The sequence below is a fragment of the Isoptericola sp. AK164 genome, assembly GCF_029643425.1.
GTDB classification, from domain to species: domain Bacteria; phylum Actinomycetota; class Actinomycetes; order Actinomycetales; family Cellulomonadaceae; genus Isoptericola; species Isoptericola haloaureus.
In genome coordinates this window covers 2,864,511-2,883,377 of record NZ_CP119106.1, presented here as the reverse complement: position 1 = coordinate 2,883,377, position 18,867 = coordinate 2,864,511, and the positions used below count along the sequence as shown (strand labels likewise).

Here is an 18,867-nt window from a genome sequence, read left to right as displayed (position 1 = left end):
GGATGGCAAGCGCACTCAGACGAAGATGCTATTGCTCCCGGGGTGCGCAAGGAGGTCGGTCATGTGTCCCATCGATTCATCGCCCGGGGAGCATCACCTCGTCGGTCAAGTGGCCGACACCAGGTCGCGGGTAAGCGCCGTTGTACTCAGCCACCGTGATGAACCCTTCCGTATCCAGCATCAGTTGCCAATCGCCTTCGACCTCAGCAGCGCGGCGCATCAGGTGACGCACCAGATCACGGGGAGGTGGCTGATGCCGCTCACCCCATGGCCGCCTCAAGAGGCCGACCATGGCGTCGGGCGGCAAGGAGTCGATGAATGGATTCAGGTGGTTTCGGATATGAAACTCGTCATCATCGTTCTGCAGGTAGGCAACCGTGTTTGGAGTGCCCTGCGCATATAGAGCGGGAAGACTCGTCACGATATTGCGAGGTAGATCCACGAATGCCGCACCATTCCAGCAGTGCTGTGCATATTTGCCGAGCGTCGTAGGGTGATGCCGCTCCAGCAGAGTTTGCGGATTCATTGGTACGGCCAGGGAACCCGGAAATGCGTGACTGAGCTTCAGTGCTGCAAATCCGCCGCCGGAACCACCGAGAAACACGAGGTAATCGGCGCCAGCAGCCTGCGCGACACGGGATACAATTTGCACCAGTTTGTGCTGCAGATCCGGCTGGGCGTGGTTGCCGGCGAACCAAGAAAGCTTGACCTCGGGCGTCAGGTACAGGCTGGGGTCCGAGATGAATAGTCTACTGACGCCGATGTCCTTGGTGACACCCTGGCCGATGAGCCAGGGGAGACGTACGTTCTCCGCAGCAGCGCCGTGGAAGACGACGACCAACGTCCTGGAACTGGCGGACGTGTAGTGCATATCGATCGGAAGGCCGCCGTCGTTGATGCACTGAATGCCTGTGGAGATCTTCTCGGCTGATAGGAAGGAGTCGAGGCTCGGGAAGTCGTAGACAGCGAACTTCGAGCGGTCGATGAACCTATCAGTCTTCACAAGCTCTAGAGACATGTGTCATAGACTACCTGACCCGCCACTGTGCGTACGGCGTCATCCCAATTCGAGATGTAGTTGTGACGTCACAATCGTAGGTGGCATCCAAGCTGGTGTCTACCGCCAGGTCGAACGGCGCTCTGCACTGAGATCGAACTCAGGAGCGAGGGCCGCGTGGGCTTTTTCGTGACGCCGAGATGAATCCATTCTTGGCCCCTTGTACGATCGAGGTGCCGGTCAAGGTCTCGGCGCCAGGCATGATGAACGAACCGCGCCTTGCCCGCCTCGACTGGGATGCGTTCGCTCCCCTGTGCGGAGGTGTCATGCCGCGCAATCGGACCCTACATCGATCGAGACAGGTCTCGAGCGGCGATCTAGTCCATCATGACAGCGCGAATCTGCTCGGCGAGGAAGTCTGCCTCCCACGGCGCGTAGGGCTTGTCGGGGTCACTGAATATTCTCGCGGCCGAGTCCTTCGACGCGATTCGTCGCTGATCATTGAGTAGGGTCAGCAGACCAGGGATGACGCGAGTGCCAGCGGTCGAACCTGATGCGTTGGCGGAGGCCAGGAGTCTGACAGGATTGCTCGGAACGGGAAGCTGGTCGAGCGACGGGTGCTCGTCAGCCAGTCCGTGCTTCTCAGCAAGGGCGAGGAGGACGTTGACTGGCTCGCTGCCGTTCCTGGTGTTCCAGAGCAGGTCCGGGTTGTGTACCAGAATCGGGCTGCCTGTCTCGAGGCCGCACCTTATCGCGGCGTACCCCATGGGGCCGGTTCCCGCGAAGATCAAGGGTGTGTTGCCGACGACTTCTCGAACCGTGTCGACGATACGTTGAACTCCGGCGCCCCGATATCCGCCTACGCCCCAGCCGAACGACAGATCGTCGTGGTCGGTCAATGTGGGATCAGCAATTCGGACATGGTTTGCCACAACTGTGTTGATTGCTCTCCTAAGGGGCCACCCCCTATTTAGTTGGCGTGAGTTCTCAAGATAGACCAGAGTCGGCTCGCCAGCGGTAGCTACATGCGCTTCATATAGCGTGTTCGTCGAGCTCAGCGTAGGTTGTGGCGGCGGGGGGTCGGCCGTGCGTGCGGCGACTGCAGTATCGCCCTGCGGCGCATCGTCAGTGAAGTCCCGGGCCAGTTCGTCTTGCTGTGGCCAGGGATCGCGTCCGTGCTGGCCCGTGAGGCTTCTTACCGCGTCGAGATATACGTTCTTCGAGAAATGGAACGGCGCCTCGCCCCAGGGGTGTCGCGGATTAGACCGGACTATGCTGGTGTCGACGTCGATGATGCGAGCTCCGAGTGTTCGTGCTGCAAAGTCCACGTAAGCGCGAAGGAGGGGATTGATCTGCTGAGCAGAGATTCCGAAGCTGGACGGGGTTTGGCTACCGTCTTCTGAGCGGCTTGCCCAAGGTATTCCTAGGAGGGCGATTGCACTGCGTGGCATGTGCTCCTGGAACAACTTGGACATCTCCATGATTCCTGTGGACCAGTACTGGAGATGCAAATCGGAGCCAAAGGCGATGTGGTGTGATCCCTCGGGTAACTCCTCCTCAGCACCCGACTCGATAAGTTCGATCGAGCGTGTGACAACGGATCCGTCGGGCAGAATGTAGACACCGAGCCGCTCGTCCGTGAGATCCATGAGCACAAGGTCGATGTCGTCAAGCGTTGGGATGGTCGTCCGGAGAGTGGATGCAAAATCTCCGGATATTGCACGCTGTTTGAATGATGATTCGAGGGTGGGCGGCTCGATCAGGTCGACTGGCTTCGTGTACGCGCTGATAGCGGAATGCCTAGCGACGTACTGCACCAATTCAAATTCGTCGGGGTTGAGGAACTCAAATGTATCACGTGCGACACAAGACCCGTAGATGAAGACGCGGGTTTTCCTCATGCTACGTCTCCGGTCGCCCAGTCCGCGTGTCTTGTCCCTGTGCCGGTCAGTTGGGCGATGGCGGCGACGGATCGTTCTGCGGCCCTACCATCGCCGTAAGGGTTCATTGCCCGTGACATGGTGTCGTAGGCCGTTTGATCGGTGAAGAGCTCGAGGGTCTCGTTGACGATTCTTTCTTCGTCGGTTCCGATGAGCTTGACCGTGCCCGCGCCGACTGCTTCAGGACGTTCGGTGTTGTCGCGCATGACGAGGACCGGCTTGGCGAGGCCGGGCGCTTCCTCCTGAACTCCACCCGAGTCGGTGAGTACGACGGTGGAGATGGAGAGAAGGCGGGTGAACTCTCCATAGGGCAACGGCTCCGTCACGGTGACGTTGCTTAGGCCCGCCAAGTGTGGGAGGACGGCTTCGCGAACGATGGGGTTGCGGTGTGCTGGTAGGACGATTCGTACGTGCGGAAGTGCACGTGCGAGGCGTGATAGAGCGCGCCCGACTCCTTCCATCGCACCACCCCAGTTCTCCCGACGATGCGTCGTCACCAGAAGTACGTCCTCCCCTGACTCGGCCAGTTCTTCCAACGCATCGTCGCTGAACGGCTTCTGCTTGGCGACCGTCATCAAGAGAGCGTCGATCACTGTGTTGCCAGTGACGACGATGTCGTGCGGGGGAACGGTTTCACGTTCGAGATTTGCGCGATTGCTTGATGTCGGAGCGAGGTGCAGTCTTGCGATCTGCGAGGTGATCTTGCGGTTCGCCTCCTCTGGGAACGGTGAGAGAATGTTCCCGGACCTGAGGCCGGCTTCGACGTGGACGACGGGGATTTGGCGGTGGAACGCCGCGAGCGCGGCGGCGGTCGACGTGGACGTGTCGCCCTGGACCACGACGGCAGCCGGCTGCTCGGCTTCGAGAACCGGGTCCAGTCGCTCCAGGACGCGAGCCACGATCGTCGACAGCGTGGAACCGTGCTGGAAGATGTCCAGGTCATAGTCGGGCGTGATGTCGAAGATCTCGTTGACCTGATCGAGCATCTCGCGGTGCTGGCCGGTCACCACGGTCACGGAGTCGAGCACGTCGCTCGCCTCGAGCGCCTTGATGACAGGGGCGACCTTGATCGCTTCCGGCCGGGTGCCGTAGACGGTCATGATGCGGGGGCGCGGTTCCACTTCGACTACTTTCGCTGTGCGGTTGGTCGGGCGTTCTTGGGGGCTCGGACGTGTCTCGCGGTGTACTGCCGCGGTTGTTTGGTGTCCTCGACGTGGACGTGGGTCTGTTCTCGCTCGGAGAAGGCTTTCTCGATGATCTGCTTTGCCTCGTCAGGCTTATCTTTGGCTACGGCCCACGCCCACTTGCGGTAGCGCAGTGCGACGTCCTGGGCGGGGCCGTCGAGCACGAGACGCCCCTTGTTCAACCAGATCGCCCGAGTGCAGCTCTCCTCGATCGTCTGTGCCGCGTGGCTGACGAGGAAGACGGTGCCGGCGCCCTGTCGGAGACGTTGCATGCGCGCCTCGCTGCGCTCTCGGAACGCGGCGTCACCGGTGGCCAGAGCTTCATCGATGAGCAGGATGTGCGGATTCGCGGCCGTAGCGATCGCAAAGCGCAGGCGCGCGCCCATGCCGGAGGAGTACGTCTTCATCGGCAGATAGATGGACTTACCAAGGCCCGCGAGCTGTTTGACGTCTGGCACGGCCTCCTCGGCCTGTTCCGGGGAAAGCCCCATGGCGAGGCAGCCGAGACGGATGTTCTGCTCCCCGGAGAGGTCGGGCACGAGTGCGGCATTGACTCCGATGAGCACCGGCGTGCTCTCTGCCAGGACACGGCCGCGCGCGGGATTCTCCAGCCCGGCGATGATCCGAAGGAGCGTGCTCTTGCCCGACCCGTTCTGCCCCACCAAACCGATCTGTTCGCCGGACTTGGCGACGAAGGAGATGCCGGACAGTGCCCGGACGAGCACCTTGGGGTCGTTGCCGAGCACCGTGCGGGCAGCCCGCTTGACGAAGTTCGCACCGCGGCGACGCTCCGCAGCGTCGGTGGAGGGGACCCGATAGCGGACGTGTACGTTCTGCACGGCCACGGTCGCTTGTGCGAAGGGGTTCGACTCAGGCTCGGCCATAGGATTCCTCCCCCTGCCAGAAGAAGAGGAACCCGACGACCAGCGCACCGACGGACCATGCGCTCAACCCGATCCACGTCCCAGCGTCAGGAACCGTGGCGTACAGCAGGCAGTCGCGGGCCGCGTCGAGCACCATGAACATGGGGTTCGCTTCCATGATCCCGACGATCGACGGGTACTCGGCGAAGCGGTCGATGGAGAAGAACACGGCCGAGGCGTACAACCAGATGCGCATGGCGACGCCGAGGAGCTGACTGAGGTCCGGGATCACGGTGGTCATCCGGGCGAAGAGGAGCGCGAGACCCGTCGCCAGCATGACCTGCAAGACGAGAACGATGGGGAAGAGCAGCGACGCTGTTGTCCATGCCTCGGCCGGCGGCAGCAGCACAATGATGAGGAGCATCGCTGCCAACGTCGGCACGAGGTTGAGCATGCTCCGCAGTACCACAGAGATCGGCAGCGACGCCCGGGGAAAGGAGAACGCCCGGATCAGGTTGCGCCCGCTCTGGATCGACTTGGCTCCGTTGGTCACGCACTGGGTCGTGAACTGGAAGAGGAAGACACCGATCACCAGGTAGCCGAGGAAGTTCTCGATACCCCGGCTGGTGTTCAGGATCAGCCCGAAGATCAGGTAGTAGGCCAGCCCATTGAGAATGGGGCTGATGACGAGCCACGCCTGCCCCAGCAAGGTCTCGCGGGTACCGCTGGTGACCTTGGCCCGCGCCTCTGCCCAGAGGAAGTGTCGACGGCCCCAGAGTTGCTTGAGGTAGGTGCCGATGGGCGGGCGCGCTCCGACCTGCGACAGCCGCCCGGTCGAGACCACCTCGAGCGCCGCCTGCTGTCCCGTGAAGATCTCCTTGTAGAGATCCGCGACGTCGGCCGACGTCGCGGACGACGACGGCTGCGGTGGGGGGACCGGGGCACTCATCGCGTGCATCCTAGAGGGTATGGGTCCTAGGGATCTTCGCGGATGCCGCATAGCGGGTACCGAGTAGGTCACGGCTGTCCGGTTGCTGGACCGCTACCCTGACCGCACGACGTCAGGCAGGAGTCAGTTCCATGCGGGTACTCATCACCGGCGGCGCCGGCTTCATCGGCGCCAACTTCACCCATCAGACCGTCCGAGAGCGTCCCGACGTTCAGGTCACGGTGCTGGACGCGCTCACCTACGCCGGTGACCTCAAGAGCTTGGTTCCCGTCGCGGACCACATCACCCTGGTGCGCGGCTCGATCACCGACAGTGACCTCGTCGAACGTCTCGTCGCGGAGTCGGACGTCGTCGTGCACTTCGCGGCGGAGTCGCACAACGACAACTCGCTGAACGACCCGTCACCCTTCGTGCAGACCAACCTGGTGGGCACCTTCACGCTGCTCGAGGCGGTGCGCAAGCACGGTGTGAGGTTCCACCACATCTCGACCGACGAGGTCTACGGCGACCTGGAGCTCGACGACCCGGCGAAGTTCACGCCGGAGACGCCCTACAACCCGTCGAGCCCGTATTCCTCGACGAAGGCCGGCTCGGACCTGCTGGTGCGTGCCTGGGTCCGGTCGTTCGGCGTCGAGGCCACGATCTCCAACTGCTCGAACAACTACGGGCCGTACCAGCACATCGAGAAGTTCATCCCGCGCCAGATCACCAACCTGATCGACGGGGTGCGGCCCAAGTTGTATGGCGCCGGCCTCAACGTCCGTGACTGGATCCACGTCGAGGACCACAACAGCGCGGTCTGGGCCATCATCGACAAGGGCCGCATCGGTGAGACCTACTTGATCGGGGCCGACGGGGAGAAGAACAACCTCGAGGTCGTGCAGAACCTGCTCGAGATCTTCGGCCATGACAAGAACGACTTCGACCACGTCGCTGACCGGCCGGGGCACGACATGCGCTACGCCATCGATGCCTCACGGCTCCGCGACGAGCTCGGCTGGGAGCCGCGGTTCACGGACTTCCGCAGTGGGCTCGAAGCGACAGTCGACTGGTACCGCGAGCACGAGGTGTGGTGGCGCCCCCGCAAGGAGGCCGTCGAGGCCAAGTACGCCCAGACCGGCCAGTGACAGTTCGAGGGCCGGGACCCTCCAGCGGTCCCGGCCCTCGCTGTCGATCAGCGCTGCAGCGAAGCCACGTACGCCTCGACGGTGTCGAGGGTCGGGAGCAGGCCCTGCTCCTGCGCGTCGGCCATCGTCGACGCCGCGGCGTCCTTTTCGGAGAGCTGCGGGGCCAACGGGGACCCGTCACGCGCCGTCGTCGGCCACTCGATCCCGATCGCCGGGTCGAGCGGGTGGATGCCGTGCTCCGCAGTGGGGTTGTATCCCGTGGAGCACAGGTACATCACGACGGAGTCGTCCTCCAGCGACAGGAAGGCATGCCCGAGCCCCTCGCCGAGGTAGATCGCCCGGCGGTCGACATCGTCCAGCATCACCGAGTCCCACCGGCCGAACGTCGGCGACCCGACGCGGATGTCGACCACGACGTCCAGCACCGCGCCCTTCGGGCAGGTCACGTACTTCGCCTGCCCGGGCGGGACGTCCGCGAAGTGGATGCCGCGCAGCACGCCGGCCGCCGAGACCGAAAGGTTGGCCTGCTGCAGATCCAGCACGTGACCGAGGTGTTCGGAGAAGGCCGACGCCTTGAACCACTCGAGGAACACCCCGCGCGGGTCGCCGTGCTGCTTCGGGGTGATCTCGTAGGCGCCAGGGACGGCGAGCTCGCGGAACTGCACGGGGTCTCCCTCGGGGTCGGTCGACATCGGCCTCTAGGATCCTACGGGTGACGACTTCGACGCCTCCGGATGCCACCGCCTCCCGCTGGCTCGTCGTGGGAGCCCACGGCATGCTGGGCCGCGATCTCCTCGACGTGCTCAGGACGGCAGGTCGCGACGTCGTCGGTCTGGGCCGGGCCGAGCTCGACCTCACTGCTGCGGAGGCGGCCCGCGCGGCCGTGGTCGGCTTCGACGTGGTCGTCAACGCTGCCGCCTGGACTGCCGTCGACGACGCCGAGACACACGAGGCCGAGGCCTTCGACGTCAACGCCACGGGTGCGGCGAACCTCGCACGTGCCGCCGCGGCGGCACGTGCGAGGCTGGTCCATGTCTCGACGGACTACGTGTTCGACGGCACGGGGACCGAGCCGTATGCCGAGGACGCCCCGATCGCGCCGCGCTCGGCGTACGGGCGCACCAAGGGCGCGGGGGAGTGGGCCGTGCGCGCCGAGGCCCCCGATCACCTGATCGTCCGGACGGCCTGGCTGTACGGCGCGCATGGCGGGTGCTTCCCGAAGACGATGGCGCGGCTCGGTGCCGAGAAGGACCGGCTTGCCGTCGTCGACGATCAGGTCGGCCAGCCCACCTGGACCCGCGACCTGGCGGACCTGATCGTGCGGCTGGTCGACGCCGAGGCGCCTGCCGGGACCTACCACGGGACGTCGTCGGGCCAGACGTCCTGGTTCGGTTTCACCCAGCGGATCCTCGCGGAGGCGGGACTGCCGACGCCGGTGGAGCCGACCACCAGCGACAGGTTCCCTCGCCCGGCGCCCCGACCGGCCTACTCCGTGCTGGGGCACGAGGCACTGCGTCGTGCAGGCGTGGAGCCCATCAGCGACTGGGCGGACCGTTGGTCCGTCGCGGCGCCGTCGGTGCTGGCGTGACGTGAGGCTGGGGCACGGCCGCGTGCCCCAGCCCGAGCTCACTCATCGAGGAGACCGAGCAGGTAGGTGCCGTAGCCGGACTTGGTCAACTTCTCCGCCCGGACCCGCAGCTCGTCGGCGCTGAGGAAACCGCGTCGCCAGGCGACCTCTTCCGGAGCGCCGACCTTCAGGCCCTGCCGGTGCTCTACGGTCCGGACGAAGTCGCTCGCCTCGAGCAGGGAGTCGAAGGTGCCCGTGTCGAGCCAGGCGGTACCGCGGGGCAGCACCTCGACCTGGAGGCGTCCCTGGCGCAGGTACTCTGCGTTGACGTCCGTGATCTCGTACTCGCCGCGCGCCGAGGGCCGGATGCTCTTGGCGATCTCGACCACGTCGTTGTCGTAGAAGTACAGGCCGGGGATCGCGTACTTCGACTTCGGTCGTGCGGGCTTCTCCTCCAGGGAGATGGCCTTGCCGGACTCGTCGAACTCCACCACGCCGTACGCCGTCGGGTCGGCGACCCGGTACGCGAACACCGCCCCGCCGTCGATCGAGTCGAAGCGTTGGAGCTGGTCGCCTAGGCCGGGGCCGTAGAAGACGTTGTCGCCGAGGACGAGTGCCGTCGCGTCGTCGCCGACGAAGTCCTCGCCCAGGACGAAAGCCTGCGCCAGCCCGTTCGGCTCCTGCTGCACCGTGTACTCGATGGAGATGCCGAATTGCGAGCCGTCGCCCAGCAGTCGCTGGAACTGCTCGGCGTCGTGCGGGGTGGTGATGACGAGGATGTCCCGGATGCCCGCCAGCATCAGCGTCGACAGCGGGTAGTAGATCATCGGCTTGTCGTACACCGGCACGAGCTGCTTGCTCACACCCTGAGTGATCGGGTGGAGCCGGGTGCCGGATCCGCCGGCCAGGATGATTCCGCGCATGGGCGGATGATCTCACGACCGCATCTGCTGGTTCAGATGCGCCGACCTGCGTGACCGACCGCCACGCGCCGCGACGATCGCGGCCGCGCGGGCGGCGCTCGTCCCGCGCTGAGCTACGCCGCCGGCCCGGCCAGCAGCGCCGCCCCGTGCGGCGCCAGCACAAGGTCGAGCGCCGCGCTGCCCGGCGCCACCCCGCGGGCGGCGTCGCTCTGCACCGTGACCTCCCGGCGCGGCACCGTCGTCCCCGTCCACAGCTCGCGGACCTCGGGGCCGCCCCGGGCGGCGAACCCGATCCGCGCCACGTCCTGGGCGAGGGGCAGCGGCTCGTCGCCCAGGTTGAACAGCGCCGCGTACGCCGTGCCTTCCGGGCCGTCGGCGGCCCACATCACCAGCGGACCCTCGCGGAACACCTCGCGCTGGTTGCGTCCGTCCCGGTGGACGGCCAGCACGTCGGCGTGGCGGAACAGTTCCACGGTGGCCGGGTCCGACGACGGCAGGTCGCCGCCGATCATCAGCGGTGAGCGCGCGATCACCCACAGCGTCAGCAGGCTGACCCGCTCGGCCGGCGTCAGACCGTCGTCGCGCGGCTCGCCGCGTTCGGCGCGCAGGCCGATGCGCCCCAGCGGCAGCATGTCGGCGTCGGCCCACCCGCCGTCGCCCGAGAACGGCGCCCACCGGGCCAGCCGTGCGAAGTTCGCCTCGACGTCCTCCCACCGGTCCCACAGGTCGTCGCTGATGCGCCACATCGTGGCGTGCTCGCGCAGGTGGGCGACGTGCGTCGTCGACAGGTCGCGGCCGGGGGAGAGGCTGAGCTCGATCGGCCGGCCGGTGCGTGCGATCGCCCGGGCGTAGGCCTCGATGTCCGCCGCCTGGTAGGGCCAGAGCATGTCGTCGGTCTTGAGGAAGTCGACGCCCCACGACGCGTACAGCGCGAGCGTGGAGTCGTAGTAGGCCTGCGCGCCCGGGTGGGTGTGGTCCAGGCCGACCATGTCCGGGTTCCACTCGCAGGCGTTGCCCGGATCCGCGACGTCGGCCGCAGTGGCGTCGCTGCCCAGGATCGGCGTCGCGCGGTCCACGGCTCGGCGCGGGATGCCGCGCATCGTGTGGATACCGAACCGCAGGCCCAGCGCGTGGACCTGCTCGGCCAGCGGGGCGAAACCGCGGCCGCCCGCAGCGCTGGGGAACCGGCCCGGGTCGGGCAGCAGGCGGCCGTGGTCGTCCATCGCCAGCGGCGCGTCGGCGTTGTACCCGTGGGAGCGGGCCGTCGGGTCGGACCAGTCGATGTCGATCACCACCGTGTCCCACCCGAACGGCAGCAGGTGCTCGGCCAGGAACCGCGCGTTCGCCAGCACCTCCGCCTCGGTGACGGTGGTGCCGTAGCAGTCCCAGGAGTTCCAGCCCATCGGGGGACGGGCGATCGGTCCGCGCATCAGGCTCCTTCAGTGGTACGGGTCAGGGGCCGAGCATCTTGACGGGGACCACGTGCACCCCGTCCTCACGGCGACGGTAGGCGATGCCGCCGTTCGTGATGACGGCGACGAAGGCCGGCTCACCGCTGCGGGAGGTGTCGACCTTGCTGCGCAACGTCGTGAGGCCGTGAGCGGCTCGGTCGATCGTCTCCGGGCGGGAACCGAGCTTGACCTCGAGGGCCGCCCACCGACCGTCCGGGAGCTCGATGACGACGTCGGCCTCGAGGCCGCGCTCGTCGCGATAGTGCAGCACGCGTCCACCGAGCCGCTGTGCGTAGACACGCAGGTCCCGAGTGACCAGAGACTCGAAGAGGAACCCCAGGGTCCGCAGGTCTTCCGTCAGCGGCCCGGCATGGATACCCAGGGCGGCTGCTGCCAGGGCGGGGTCGACGAAGTGCCGCTTTGGCCGCGAGGCGACGCGTGTGCGCGACCGGAGGTGCGGGGACCATGCGGGCTGGTCCTCGACGATCCTGAGCCGCCGCATGGCGTCGAGGTGCTCGGTGGCGGTCGCTCGGTTGGTCGCGTCGGCACCAGAGTCCGGGTCACCTTCGCGGACGTCTCTGGCGATCGTGGCGTCCCCGGCCAGTGTGGCCACGTTCCGAGCGAGGGATCGCATGACACGCCATGCCTTGTCCGGGTCACGGCGGGCGTGCGACACCTGCGGGATGTCGTAGTGGCGGATGATGTCCAGGTAGTCGCGATTCGCGCGTGCTGCGGCACGAACAGGCTTGTCGACGTTGGTGGGCCATCCGCCGACCACGACCCGCTCGGCAATCTGGTGGACGGCGTCGGTCGGGTTCCAGGTGGTGTCGAAACCGTCGGCATCCGTACCGTCGAACAGGCTCGCCAGCGACACCTCGCCGGTGGAGTGGCCACTCTCGGCGAGCGCCATCGGCCGCATCTCGATGATCGTGAAGCGTCCGGCGCCGCTGTGGCGTCGGACGTCGTCGTCGGGCGTCGAGGACCCGGTGAGGATGAACTGCCCCGGGTGCTCCCGCTGGTCGACCTCACGGCGGACCAGGTTCCACAGGTCGGGCGCCAGCTGCCACTCGTCGAGGAGGACGGGGGCCTCGCCCCGCAGCAGCAGCGACGGATCCACCTCGAGGGCGGCGGCGATCCGCGGATCGGCCACGTCGTCGAGGTGGACGCGCGTTCCGGAGACCTGGTGGGCCGACGACGTCTTGCCGCAGGCCTTCGGCCCCTCGACGAGCACGGCTCCGGCGGTCTGCAGGCCGTCGGAGATCTCCTCGTCGACGACGCGCGGTCGGTACATGGTGCGCCTCCCACCAGTGGTCATGCCGCGCACTATACACTTGCCGCATTCATTCGGTAAGCACTCTACGCAGAGTTTCGGTAGGCAGCCGTCGCAGGCAACACTGCCGTCCACCTGCCACAATGACCATGTGACGCGAGACACGCCCTCGGCCGAGCGTGCCTACCGCCGCACCCTCGCCCTGCTGACCCTCGTCGTCGCGCTGTGGTCCGTGGCGTGGGCGGTGCTCACCCCCGGCTTCCGGTCGCCCGACGAGCAGAACCACCTCAACAGCGTCGTCCGGATCGCCTACGGCGGCGGATGGCCGGCCCCCGGTGACGCCCACTTCGCCCCGGTCACCGACCAGGCCGTCGCCGAGGCCGCCTACCCGGCCGACCTGCCCGGCCGCTGGCGCCACCGCCCCGACGAGACCCAGTTCGTCGACCTCACGCCCGTCCCCGCCACCGAGCGCGTCGCCATCGGCCCCGTCAACGCGCTGCCCGCGCCGGGCACCAGCGCCACCGTCGACCAGATGACCCAGCACCCGCCCGCCTACTACGCGCTCGGCGCCGCCGTCCTGCACGCCACCGGCACCGCCGACGCGCGGTGGGACGTCGCCCTGCTGACCCTGCGGCTGCTCGACGTCGCCCTGTTCGCCGCCACGGTGCCGCTCGCCGCCGCGACCACCCGCCGGCTGACCGGCTCGCGCGCCGCCGCCCTCGTCGCCGCCCCGTTCCCGCTGTTGATCCCGCAGGTCGGGCACATCATGGGCGCCGCCAACAACGACGCGCTGGTGGTGCTGACCGGCGCCGGCGTCACCTACCTGGCCGCCCGGGTGGTCACCGGGGACCTGCGTTGGCGGGTGGTCGCCGCCGTCGGCCTCGTGCTCGGGGTGGGCCTGCTGACCAAGGTCATGCTCGCGTTCGCGATCCCGACCGTCGTCGCCGCCTACCTGCTCGCTCCCGGACCACGCTCGAGACCCCGGGCCGGTCCGACGGCGGTCTCCCGGATCTGGCGCGGGTTCGTCGCCCTGGCGCTCGCCTTCGTCGTCGGGGGCTGGTGGTGGGCCCGCAACTGGATCGTCGACGGCGCCGTGCAGCCCGTCGGTCTGCCGCGCGACTACTCCGGCATGACGCAGGTGCCGGCCGACCAGGTGCTCTCCGAGGCGGTCGGCCGCACCGCCCAGGCGTTCTTCGGCAACCTGTCCTGGTTGGAGATCCGCCTGCCCGGCACGTTCGTCGTGGTCGGCTCGACGATCCTCCTCGCCGCCGTCCTGACCGCCGTCGTGCTGCCCGGCGCCCGACGCGGGTCGCTCGCCCTCGCCCTGCTGCCCGTCGGTCTCGCCGCCGCCGTGGTCGTCAACGCGGCCCGGAGCTGGACCGACACCGGCGTCCTCGTCGCCCTGCAGGGCCGCTACGTCTTCGGCGGGCTGACGGCGCTCGCGGCCCTGCTGGCGATCGCGCTGTGGCACGCGTGCCACCGGCGCGAACGGTGGGCCGCCGTCGTCGTCCCGGTGTTCACCACGCTCGCCGTGGTGGCCGGCGTCGCGGGACTCGGCTGGGCGTTCGTCGCGATGTACCGCGGGCCGGGGGAGTCGGCGGCGCAGGCCTGGGAGCGCTGGGCCGCGTGGAGCCCGCTGAGCGGGACCGCCGTCGCCGCGGTGCTGGTGGTCGTGGCGCTCGGGTTCGTCGCCGGGCTGGTCGCCGCCTGGCGGTGGCCCCACCGGTCCCGGAACGCGGCGCGTGGCTAGACTCGCGCCGGGCGGCCACACGCCGCTCAGCAGCACTGTCGTCGGACCGGAGAGGGCTCGATGAAGCTCGTCGTGCAGATCCCGTGCCTCAACGAGGCCGAGACCCTTCCGCTCGTCCTGGCCACCCTGCCGCGTCAGGTCGACGGGTTCGACGAGGTCGAGTGGCTCGTCATCGACGACGGCTCCACCGACGGCACCGCCGACGTCGCCCGCAACCTCGGCGTCGACCACGTGCTGCGGCACACCGCCACCATGGGGCTGGCGCGCTCCTTCCGCGACGGCGTCGACCTCGCCCTCGCGCTCGGAGCGGACGTGGTGGTCAACACCGACGGCGACAACCAGTACCCCTCCGAGCGGGTCGGGGACCTGTGCGCACCCGTGCTCGCCGGCGAGGCCGACGTCGTCGTCGCCGACCGCCAGACCGCCACCATCGAGCACTTCAGCCCGTTCAAGAAGCGGATGCAGCGCCTCGGGTCCCGCGTCGTCAGCGCCGCCGCGAACACGCCCCTGCCCGACGCCGCCAGCGGGTTCCGCGCCTACTCCCGCGCCGCGCTGCTGCGCCTCAACGTCATCACGCAGTTCAGCTACACCATGGAGACGATCATCCAGGCGGGCAACAAGCACCTGCGGATCGTCTCCGTGCCCGTGGTCACCAACCCCAAGACCCGCGAGTCGCGGCTGTTCCGCAACATCTGGCAGCACATGGGGCGCTCCGGTCGGGCGATCGTGCGCTCGTGGATCATGTTCCGCCCGCACCTGGTGTTCCTGTCCCTGGCGGCGCTGTTCTTCCTCGCCTCGGCGGTGCCAGCCGTGCGTTTCCTCGTGTTCTTCGTCCAGGGCGAGGGCGGCGGGCACGTGCAGTCCCTCATCTTCGCCGCCGCGATGCTCGTGGGGTCGCTGCTGTGCCTGGCGCTGCTGGTCATCGCCGACCTGCAGCGCACCAACCGGACGTTGATCGAGGACACCCTGGAACGGGTCAAGCACCTGCAGTACGGGCGCGACACGTGATCGTCGCGTTCGGTACCTACGACGCCGCCCGGCACCCGCGCGTCGGCGTCCTGGTCGCCGGGCTGCGCGCCCACGGCTACCGCGTCGACGAGCTGAACCGGCCCCTCGGGTTCTCCACCGCTTCCCGGGTGCGGATGCTGCGTCAGCCCTGGCGGCTGCCGCTACTGGTGCTGCGCCTGCTGACCTGCTGGCTCGCCCTGGTGCGCGACGACGTCGGACACCGCCGCGCGCACGGCGCCCCGGACGCGGTGCTGGTCGGCTACCTCGGACACTTCGACGTCGTCCTGGCCCGGCTGCTGCACCCGCGCACGCCCGTGGTGCTCGACCACCTCGTCTTCGCCGCCGACACCGCCACCGACCGGGGCGCCCGCGGACTGCGCGTCCGGCTGCTGCACGGGCTGGACCGCCTCGCGCTGGCGTGCGCCGACGTCGTCGTGCTCGACACGGACGAACACCGGGCGCTGCTGCCAGCCTCCCCCCGTCGTCGAGCGTCTCTGTTCCTCAGGAGTCGGCCCCTGAATCCTGAGGAACAGAGACGCTCGACCGGCCAGGGGGCCGTGGTCGTGCCCGTCGGCGCACCGGAGGCATGGTTCGCAGCGGCCCGGGACGACGGCGGCACCCCGGCAGGCGCCGACCCGCTGCGGGTCGTGTTCTTCGGCCTGTTCACCCCGCTCCAGGGCGCGGTCACCCTCGCCGAGGCGCTCGCCGACGCGCTGCCCCGAGCGGCCACGGCCGGTCGGCCGATCGTCGCGACCCTCGCCGGTCACGGCCAGGACCACGACGCCGCCCGGGCCGCGCTCGCCGGGACCCCCGGCGTCACCTGGCTCGACTGGGTCGAACCCGCCGAGCTGCCCGCGCTCGTCGCCGACCACGACGTCTGCCTCGGCATCCACGGCACCACCCCCAAGGCCCTCCGCGTGGTCCCCAACAAGGTGTTCCAGGGGCTGGCAGCCGGCTGCGTCGTCGTCACCTCCGACACCCCGCCGCAGCGTCGCCTGCTCGGCGACCACCTCGAGCTCGTCCCTCCCGGGGACGCCGCGGCGCTCGCCGACCGGCTCGTCGCGCTCACCGACCCGGCCGAGCTGGCCGCCGCCCGGAGGCGTGCGCACGCCGGACGCGACGCCGTCCGGCCCGCCGCCGTCGTCGGCCCGCTGGTGGACGCCCTCGCCGCCCGCGGGGTGCGGCCGTGACCGGCACCCGGAGCGATCCCGCCACCCCTCCCGGTGCCGTGGCCCGCCTGCTCGCCGTGCTGCGCTCGCCCTGGGTGCGCTGGGGATTCCTCGTCCTGGCCCTCGCGCTGGCGGTCTACGCCGTCGTCGCCGTGCGCGAGGACCTCGCCGACGCGGCCGAGGCGCTGCCCGCCGGCCGTCTCGCCCTCGCCGCCGTCCTCGCCGTGCTGTTCGTCGGCTGCACCTGGCTGTCCTGGCGGGCCGTGCTGACCGACCTCGGCTCCCGGCTCGGGCCGCGGGCCGCCGTCGCCGTGTTCGGCATCAGCCAGCTCGGCAAGTACGTGCCCGGCGGCGTGTGGAACGTGGTGGCCGCCGCCGAGGTCGGGGCCGACCACGGCGTCCCGCGCCGCCGCACCATGACCGCCACCGCCGTCGCCACCGGGGTCGGCGTCGTCTCCGGGGCCGTCGTCGGGCTCGTCGCGCTGCCGTTCGTCGCGCTCGACTCGCTGCAGAGCTGGAGCTGGGTGCTCTGGCTGCTGCCCGCCGTCGTCGTCCTGCTGCTGCCGCCCGTGCTCAACCGGCTGCTCGCCGCCGCGCTGCGGTGGGCGCGACGACCCGCCCTCGAGCACCCGCTGTCCTGGCGCGGCCTCGGTGCGGCCGCCGGGTGGGCCGTCGCCGGCTGGCTGCTCGCCGGCCTGCAGGTGTGGCTGCTCGCCACCGGTCTCGGCATGACGAGCGACGTGCGCACGCTGGCGCTCGCCGTCGGCGGGTACGCGCTGGCCTGGATGGTCGGGTTCCTCGTCGTCGTCGTGCCGGCCGGCGCCGGCGCGCGCGAGCTCGTGCTGCTCGCCGTGCTGACCGGGGCGCTGCCGCACGCCGAGGTGCTGCTCGTCGTGCTGGTCAGCAGGGTCCTCATCACCCTCGCCGACCTGCTGTTCGCGGGGATCGGCGCGCTGTGCCGCCGGCCCGCCGGGGTGCGGTTCGCCCCGCTGGCCCCGCGGGCCTGGCTGCGCTGGGACGTCGTGCACCGGATGCTGCCGACCCGGCGCTCGGCGGTGCTGGAGATCGGCTGCGGCCAGGGCGGGTTCGGGATGCGCATCGCCGCCCGGCACGACTACACCGCCGTCGAGCTCGACGCCGGCTCGTGGCAGGTGGCGGCCGCGCGCGTCGGCCCCGTCGACCCCGCGGCCCGCGTGCTGCACGGCGACCTGACGGTTCTTCCGGCGCAGGAGCGGTTCGACGTCGTGTGCGCCTTCGAGGTCGTCGAGCACATCGAGGACGACGCCGCGGCGCTGGTCGAGTGGGCCGCCCGCGTCCGCCCCGGGGGGACGCTGCTGCTGTCCACCCCGGCCGACCCCGACCGGTACGGGCCGTGGGACGCCATGGCCGGGCACTACCGCCGCTACGAGCCGTCCCACCTCGCGCGGCTGCTCGCGGACGCCGGGCTGACCGACGTCGTGGTGCGGCACTACGACGCCCCGCTCGGCTTCGTGCTGGAACCGATCCGCGACCGGGTCGCCCGGCGCAGGCCCGAGCACGCGGAGGTGTCCGCCGGCGGTGCGGCGCGTGCCGGTGCCGTGCCGTCGGCGGGTGCGGCGGCCCCGGACGGCGCGCCGTCGTCGGACCCGGACCTGGCCGCCCGCACCGCCGACTCCGGCCGCCGCCTCCAGCCGCGCCGCCGCCTCACCGGTGTGCTGACGGCGGTCGGCACCTGGCCGTTCCGGCTGCTGCAGCAGGCCCTGCCGCACGCCGGGACCGGGCTCGTCGCCGTCGGGACGCGCCCGCAGACCGACGACCCGCCCGACGAGCCGCCCGGCGGACGACCCGCCGCGCACCCGGACACCCGTCCCCCGGAGGACTGACGTGAGCACGAGCATCCCGCCCCTGACCCTGTTCGGCGCCCTGCGCTGGGACGTCGTGCGGCGACACCTGCCCGGGCCCGGTGCCCGCGTCCTCGAGATCGGGTGCGGGCAGGGCGCCGTCGCCGTCCGTCTGGCCGCCGCGGGCTACTACTACACCGGCGTGGAGCTCGACCGCGCCAGCGCCGAGGTCGCCGACGCCCGACTCGCCGCGGCCGGGCTGCCCGGCCGGGTCGTGCACGGGGCGGTGGAGTCCGCCGACCTCGACGGCGGGTTCGACGTGCTGTGCGCCTTCGAGGTGCTCGAGCACCTCGAGGACGACGCCGGGACGCTGGCCGGTTGGGTGCGGCTGCTGCGCCCGGGTGGGCTCGTGCTCGTCTCGACCCCCGCGTGGCAGGACCGGTTCGGGCCCATGGACACCGCCGTCGGCCACCACCGGCGCTACGACCCGCCGCACATGCGCGAGCTCCTGCGCGGCGCCGGACTGGCCGACGTCGGCGGGCAGCTCTACGGGATGCCGCTCGCGTACGCCCTGGAGACCGTGCGCAACCGGGTCGCGCAGCGCCGGCTGACCGGTGACGGCACCACGACCGCGGAGCGGACGGCGCGCTCCGGGCGGCTGTACCAGCCGTCCTCGGGTGCCACGGGCGCCGCGATCACGGCCGCCACCTGGCCGTTCCGCCTCGCCCAGCGAGCGTTCCCGCGGACGGGCCCCGCGCTGGTCGCCTGGGGGACCGTCCCGGCCTAGGACCCCGGAGCCGGGGTCCCACGCTGGCCGCGAGATACCGATCCGTCGCCGAGATACGGGAT

Annotated in this window: 16 protein-coding genes; 7 read left to right on the top strand and 9 right to left on the bottom strand. The window is 69.6% G+C overall.

Annotated features, from left to right (window positions below):
• Positions 1-76: 76 nt before the first annotated feature.
• The 5 genes from PO879_RS13280 to PO879_RS13260 all read right to left on the bottom strand — a co-directional run bounded on the left by PO879_RS13280 (position 77) and on the right by PO879_RS13260 (position 5,933).
• Positions 77-1,018, bottom strand: a complete 942-nt coding sequence (locus PO879_RS13280; RefSeq protein WP_278235351.1) for a hypothetical protein — start codon at positions 1,016-1,018, stop codon at positions 77-79.
• Positions 1,019-1,374: 356 nt separating this feature from the next.
• Positions 1,375-2,898: a DUF6270 domain-containing protein gene (locus PO879_RS13275; RefSeq protein WP_278235350.1), complete on the bottom strand. Its 1,524-nt coding sequence runs from the start codon at positions 2,896-2,898 to the stop codon at positions 1,375-1,377.
• Positions 2,895-4,037, bottom strand: a complete 1,143-nt coding sequence (gene wecB, locus PO879_RS13270; RefSeq protein WP_278237543.1) for a UDP-N-acetylglucosamine 2-epimerase (non-hydrolyzing) — start codon at positions 4,035-4,037, stop codon at positions 2,895-2,897. Before wecB ends, PO879_RS13275 begins: the two co-directional genes overlap by 4 nt.
• A gap of 26 nt (positions 4,038-4,063) precedes the next feature.
• Positions 4,064-5,005: an ABC transporter ATP-binding protein gene (locus PO879_RS13265; RefSeq protein ID WP_278235349.1), complete on the bottom strand. Its 942-nt coding sequence runs from the start codon at positions 5,003-5,005 to the stop codon at positions 4,064-4,066.
• Positions 4,992-5,933, bottom strand: coding sequence for an ABC transporter permease (locus PO879_RS13260; protein ID WP_278235348.1), 942 nt, complete (start codon positions 5,931-5,933; stop codon positions 4,992-4,994). Before PO879_RS13260 ends, PO879_RS13265 begins: the two co-directional genes overlap by 14 nt.
• A 131-nt stretch (positions 5,934-6,064) precedes the next feature.
• Between PO879_RS13260 and rfbB the strand changes: the two genes are divergently transcribed.
• Positions 6,065-7,060 (top strand): dTDP-glucose 4,6-dehydratase, encoded by a 996-nt coding sequence (gene rfbB, locus PO879_RS13255; protein WP_278235347.1) that lies wholly within the window; start codon positions 6,065-6,067, stop codon positions 7,058-7,060.
• A gap of 47 nt (positions 7,061-7,107) precedes the next feature.
• Here rfbB and PO879_RS13250 read toward each other — a convergent pair whose 3' ends face one another.
• On the bottom strand, positions 7,108-7,725 hold the full coding sequence (locus PO879_RS13250; protein WP_278237542.1) for a dTDP-4-dehydrorhamnose 3,5-epimerase family protein: 618 nt from the start codon (positions 7,723-7,725) through the stop codon (positions 7,108-7,110).
• A 38-nt stretch (positions 7,726-7,763) separates the two neighbouring features.
• Between PO879_RS13250 and rfbD the strand changes: the two genes are divergently transcribed.
• A complete protein-coding gene (rfbD, locus tag PO879_RS13245) occupies positions 7,764-8,648 on the top strand; it encodes a dTDP-4-dehydrorhamnose reductase (RefSeq protein WP_278237541.1) in 885 nt (294 codons plus the stop codon).
• 38 nt (positions 8,649-8,686) lie between these two features.
• Here rfbD and rfbA read toward each other — a convergent pair whose 3' ends face one another.
• The 3 genes from rfbA to PO879_RS13230 all read right to left on the bottom strand — a co-directional run bounded on the left by rfbA (position 8,687) and on the right by PO879_RS13230 (position 12,316).
• Positions 8,687-9,550, bottom strand: a complete 864-nt coding sequence (gene rfbA, locus PO879_RS13240; RefSeq protein WP_278235346.1) for a glucose-1-phosphate thymidylyltransferase RfbA — start codon at positions 9,548-9,550, stop codon at positions 8,687-8,689.
• A gap of 113 nt (positions 9,551-9,663) precedes the next feature.
• A complete protein-coding gene (locus tag PO879_RS13235; protein ID WP_278235345.1) occupies positions 9,664-10,980 on the bottom strand; it encodes a glycoside hydrolase family 27 protein in 1,317 nt (438 codons plus the stop codon).
• Positions 10,981-11,002: 22 nt separating this feature from the next.
• Positions 11,003-12,316 (bottom strand): DUF4143 domain-containing protein, encoded by a 1,314-nt coding sequence (locus PO879_RS13230; RefSeq protein ID WP_278235344.1) that lies wholly within the window; start codon positions 12,314-12,316, stop codon positions 11,003-11,005.
• Between the two features lie 106 nt (positions 12,317-12,422).
• Between PO879_RS13230 and PO879_RS13225 the strand changes: the two genes are divergently transcribed.
• The 5 genes from PO879_RS13225 to PO879_RS13205 are packed head-to-tail and all read left to right on the top strand — an operon-like array spanning position 12,423 to position 18,805.
• Complete coding sequence (locus PO879_RS13225; protein WP_278235343.1) at positions 12,423-14,021, top strand: DUF2142 domain-containing protein; 1,599 nt, start codon at positions 12,423-12,425, stop codon at positions 14,019-14,021.
• A 60-nt stretch (positions 14,022-14,081) separates the two neighbouring features.
• Positions 14,082-15,029, top strand: a complete 948-nt coding sequence (locus tag PO879_RS13220) for a glycosyltransferase family 2 protein (protein WP_278235342.1) — start codon at positions 14,082-14,084, stop codon at positions 15,027-15,029.
• Positions 15,026-16,219 carry a glycosyltransferase gene (locus PO879_RS13215; RefSeq protein WP_278235341.1) on the top strand — a complete coding sequence of 398 codons (1,194 nt, stop codon included), beginning with the start codon at positions 15,026-15,028 and terminating at the stop codon, positions 16,217-16,219. The genes PO879_RS13220 and PO879_RS13215 overlap by 4 nt, the downstream gene beginning before the upstream one ends.
• Positions 16,216-18,060: a class I SAM-dependent methyltransferase gene (locus PO879_RS13210; protein ID WP_278235340.1), complete on the top strand. Its 1,845-nt coding sequence runs from the start codon at positions 16,216-16,218 to the stop codon at positions 18,058-18,060. Before PO879_RS13215 ends, PO879_RS13210 begins: the two co-directional genes overlap by 4 nt.
• Position 18,061: 1 nt before the next feature.
• On the top strand, positions 18,062-18,805 hold the full coding sequence (locus PO879_RS13205; protein WP_278235339.1) for a methyltransferase domain-containing protein: 744 nt from the start codon (positions 18,062-18,064) through the stop codon (positions 18,803-18,805).
• The last annotated feature ends 62 nt before the right edge of the window (positions 18,806-18,867 follow it).

Excerpts from the sequence above, each read along its gene's own strand:
- PO879_RS13280 (WP_278235351.1), bottom strand. The coding sequence starts at position 1,018 with ATGTCTCTAGAGCTTGTGAAGACTGATAGGTTCATCGACCGCTCGAAG.
- PO879_RS13275 (WP_278235350.1), bottom strand. The coding sequence starts at position 2,898 with ATGAGGAAAACCCGCGTCTTCATCTACGGGTCTTGTGTCGCACGTGAT.
- wecB (WP_278237543.1), bottom strand. The coding sequence starts at position 4,037 with ATGACCGTCTACGGCACCCGGCCGGAAGCGATCAAGGTCGCCCCTGTC.
- PO879_RS13265 (WP_278235349.1), bottom strand. The coding sequence starts at position 5,005 with ATGGCCGAGCCTGAGTCGAACCCCTTCGCACAAGCGACCGTGGCCGTG.
- PO879_RS13260 (WP_278235348.1), bottom strand. The coding sequence starts at position 5,933 with ATGAGTGCCCCGGTCCCCCCACCGCAGCCGTCGTCGTCCGCGACGTCG.
- rfbB (WP_278235347.1), top strand. The coding sequence starts at position 6,065 with ATGCGGGTACTCATCACCGGCGGCGCCGGCTTCATCGGCGCCAACTTC.
- rfbA (WP_278235346.1), bottom strand. The coding sequence starts at position 9,550 with ATGCGCGGAATCATCCTGGCCGGCGGATCCGGCACCCGGCTCCACCCG.
- PO879_RS13235 (WP_278235345.1), bottom strand. The coding sequence starts at position 10,980 with ATGCGCGGACCGATCGCCCGTCCCCCGATGGGCTGGAACTCCTGGGAC.
- PO879_RS13230 (WP_278235344.1), bottom strand. The coding sequence starts at position 12,316 with ATGACCACTGGTGGGAGGCGCACCATGTACCGACCGCGCGTCGTCGAC.
- PO879_RS13220 (WP_278235342.1), top strand. The coding sequence starts at position 14,082 with ATGAAGCTCGTCGTGCAGATCCCGTGCCTCAACGAGGCCGAGACCCTT.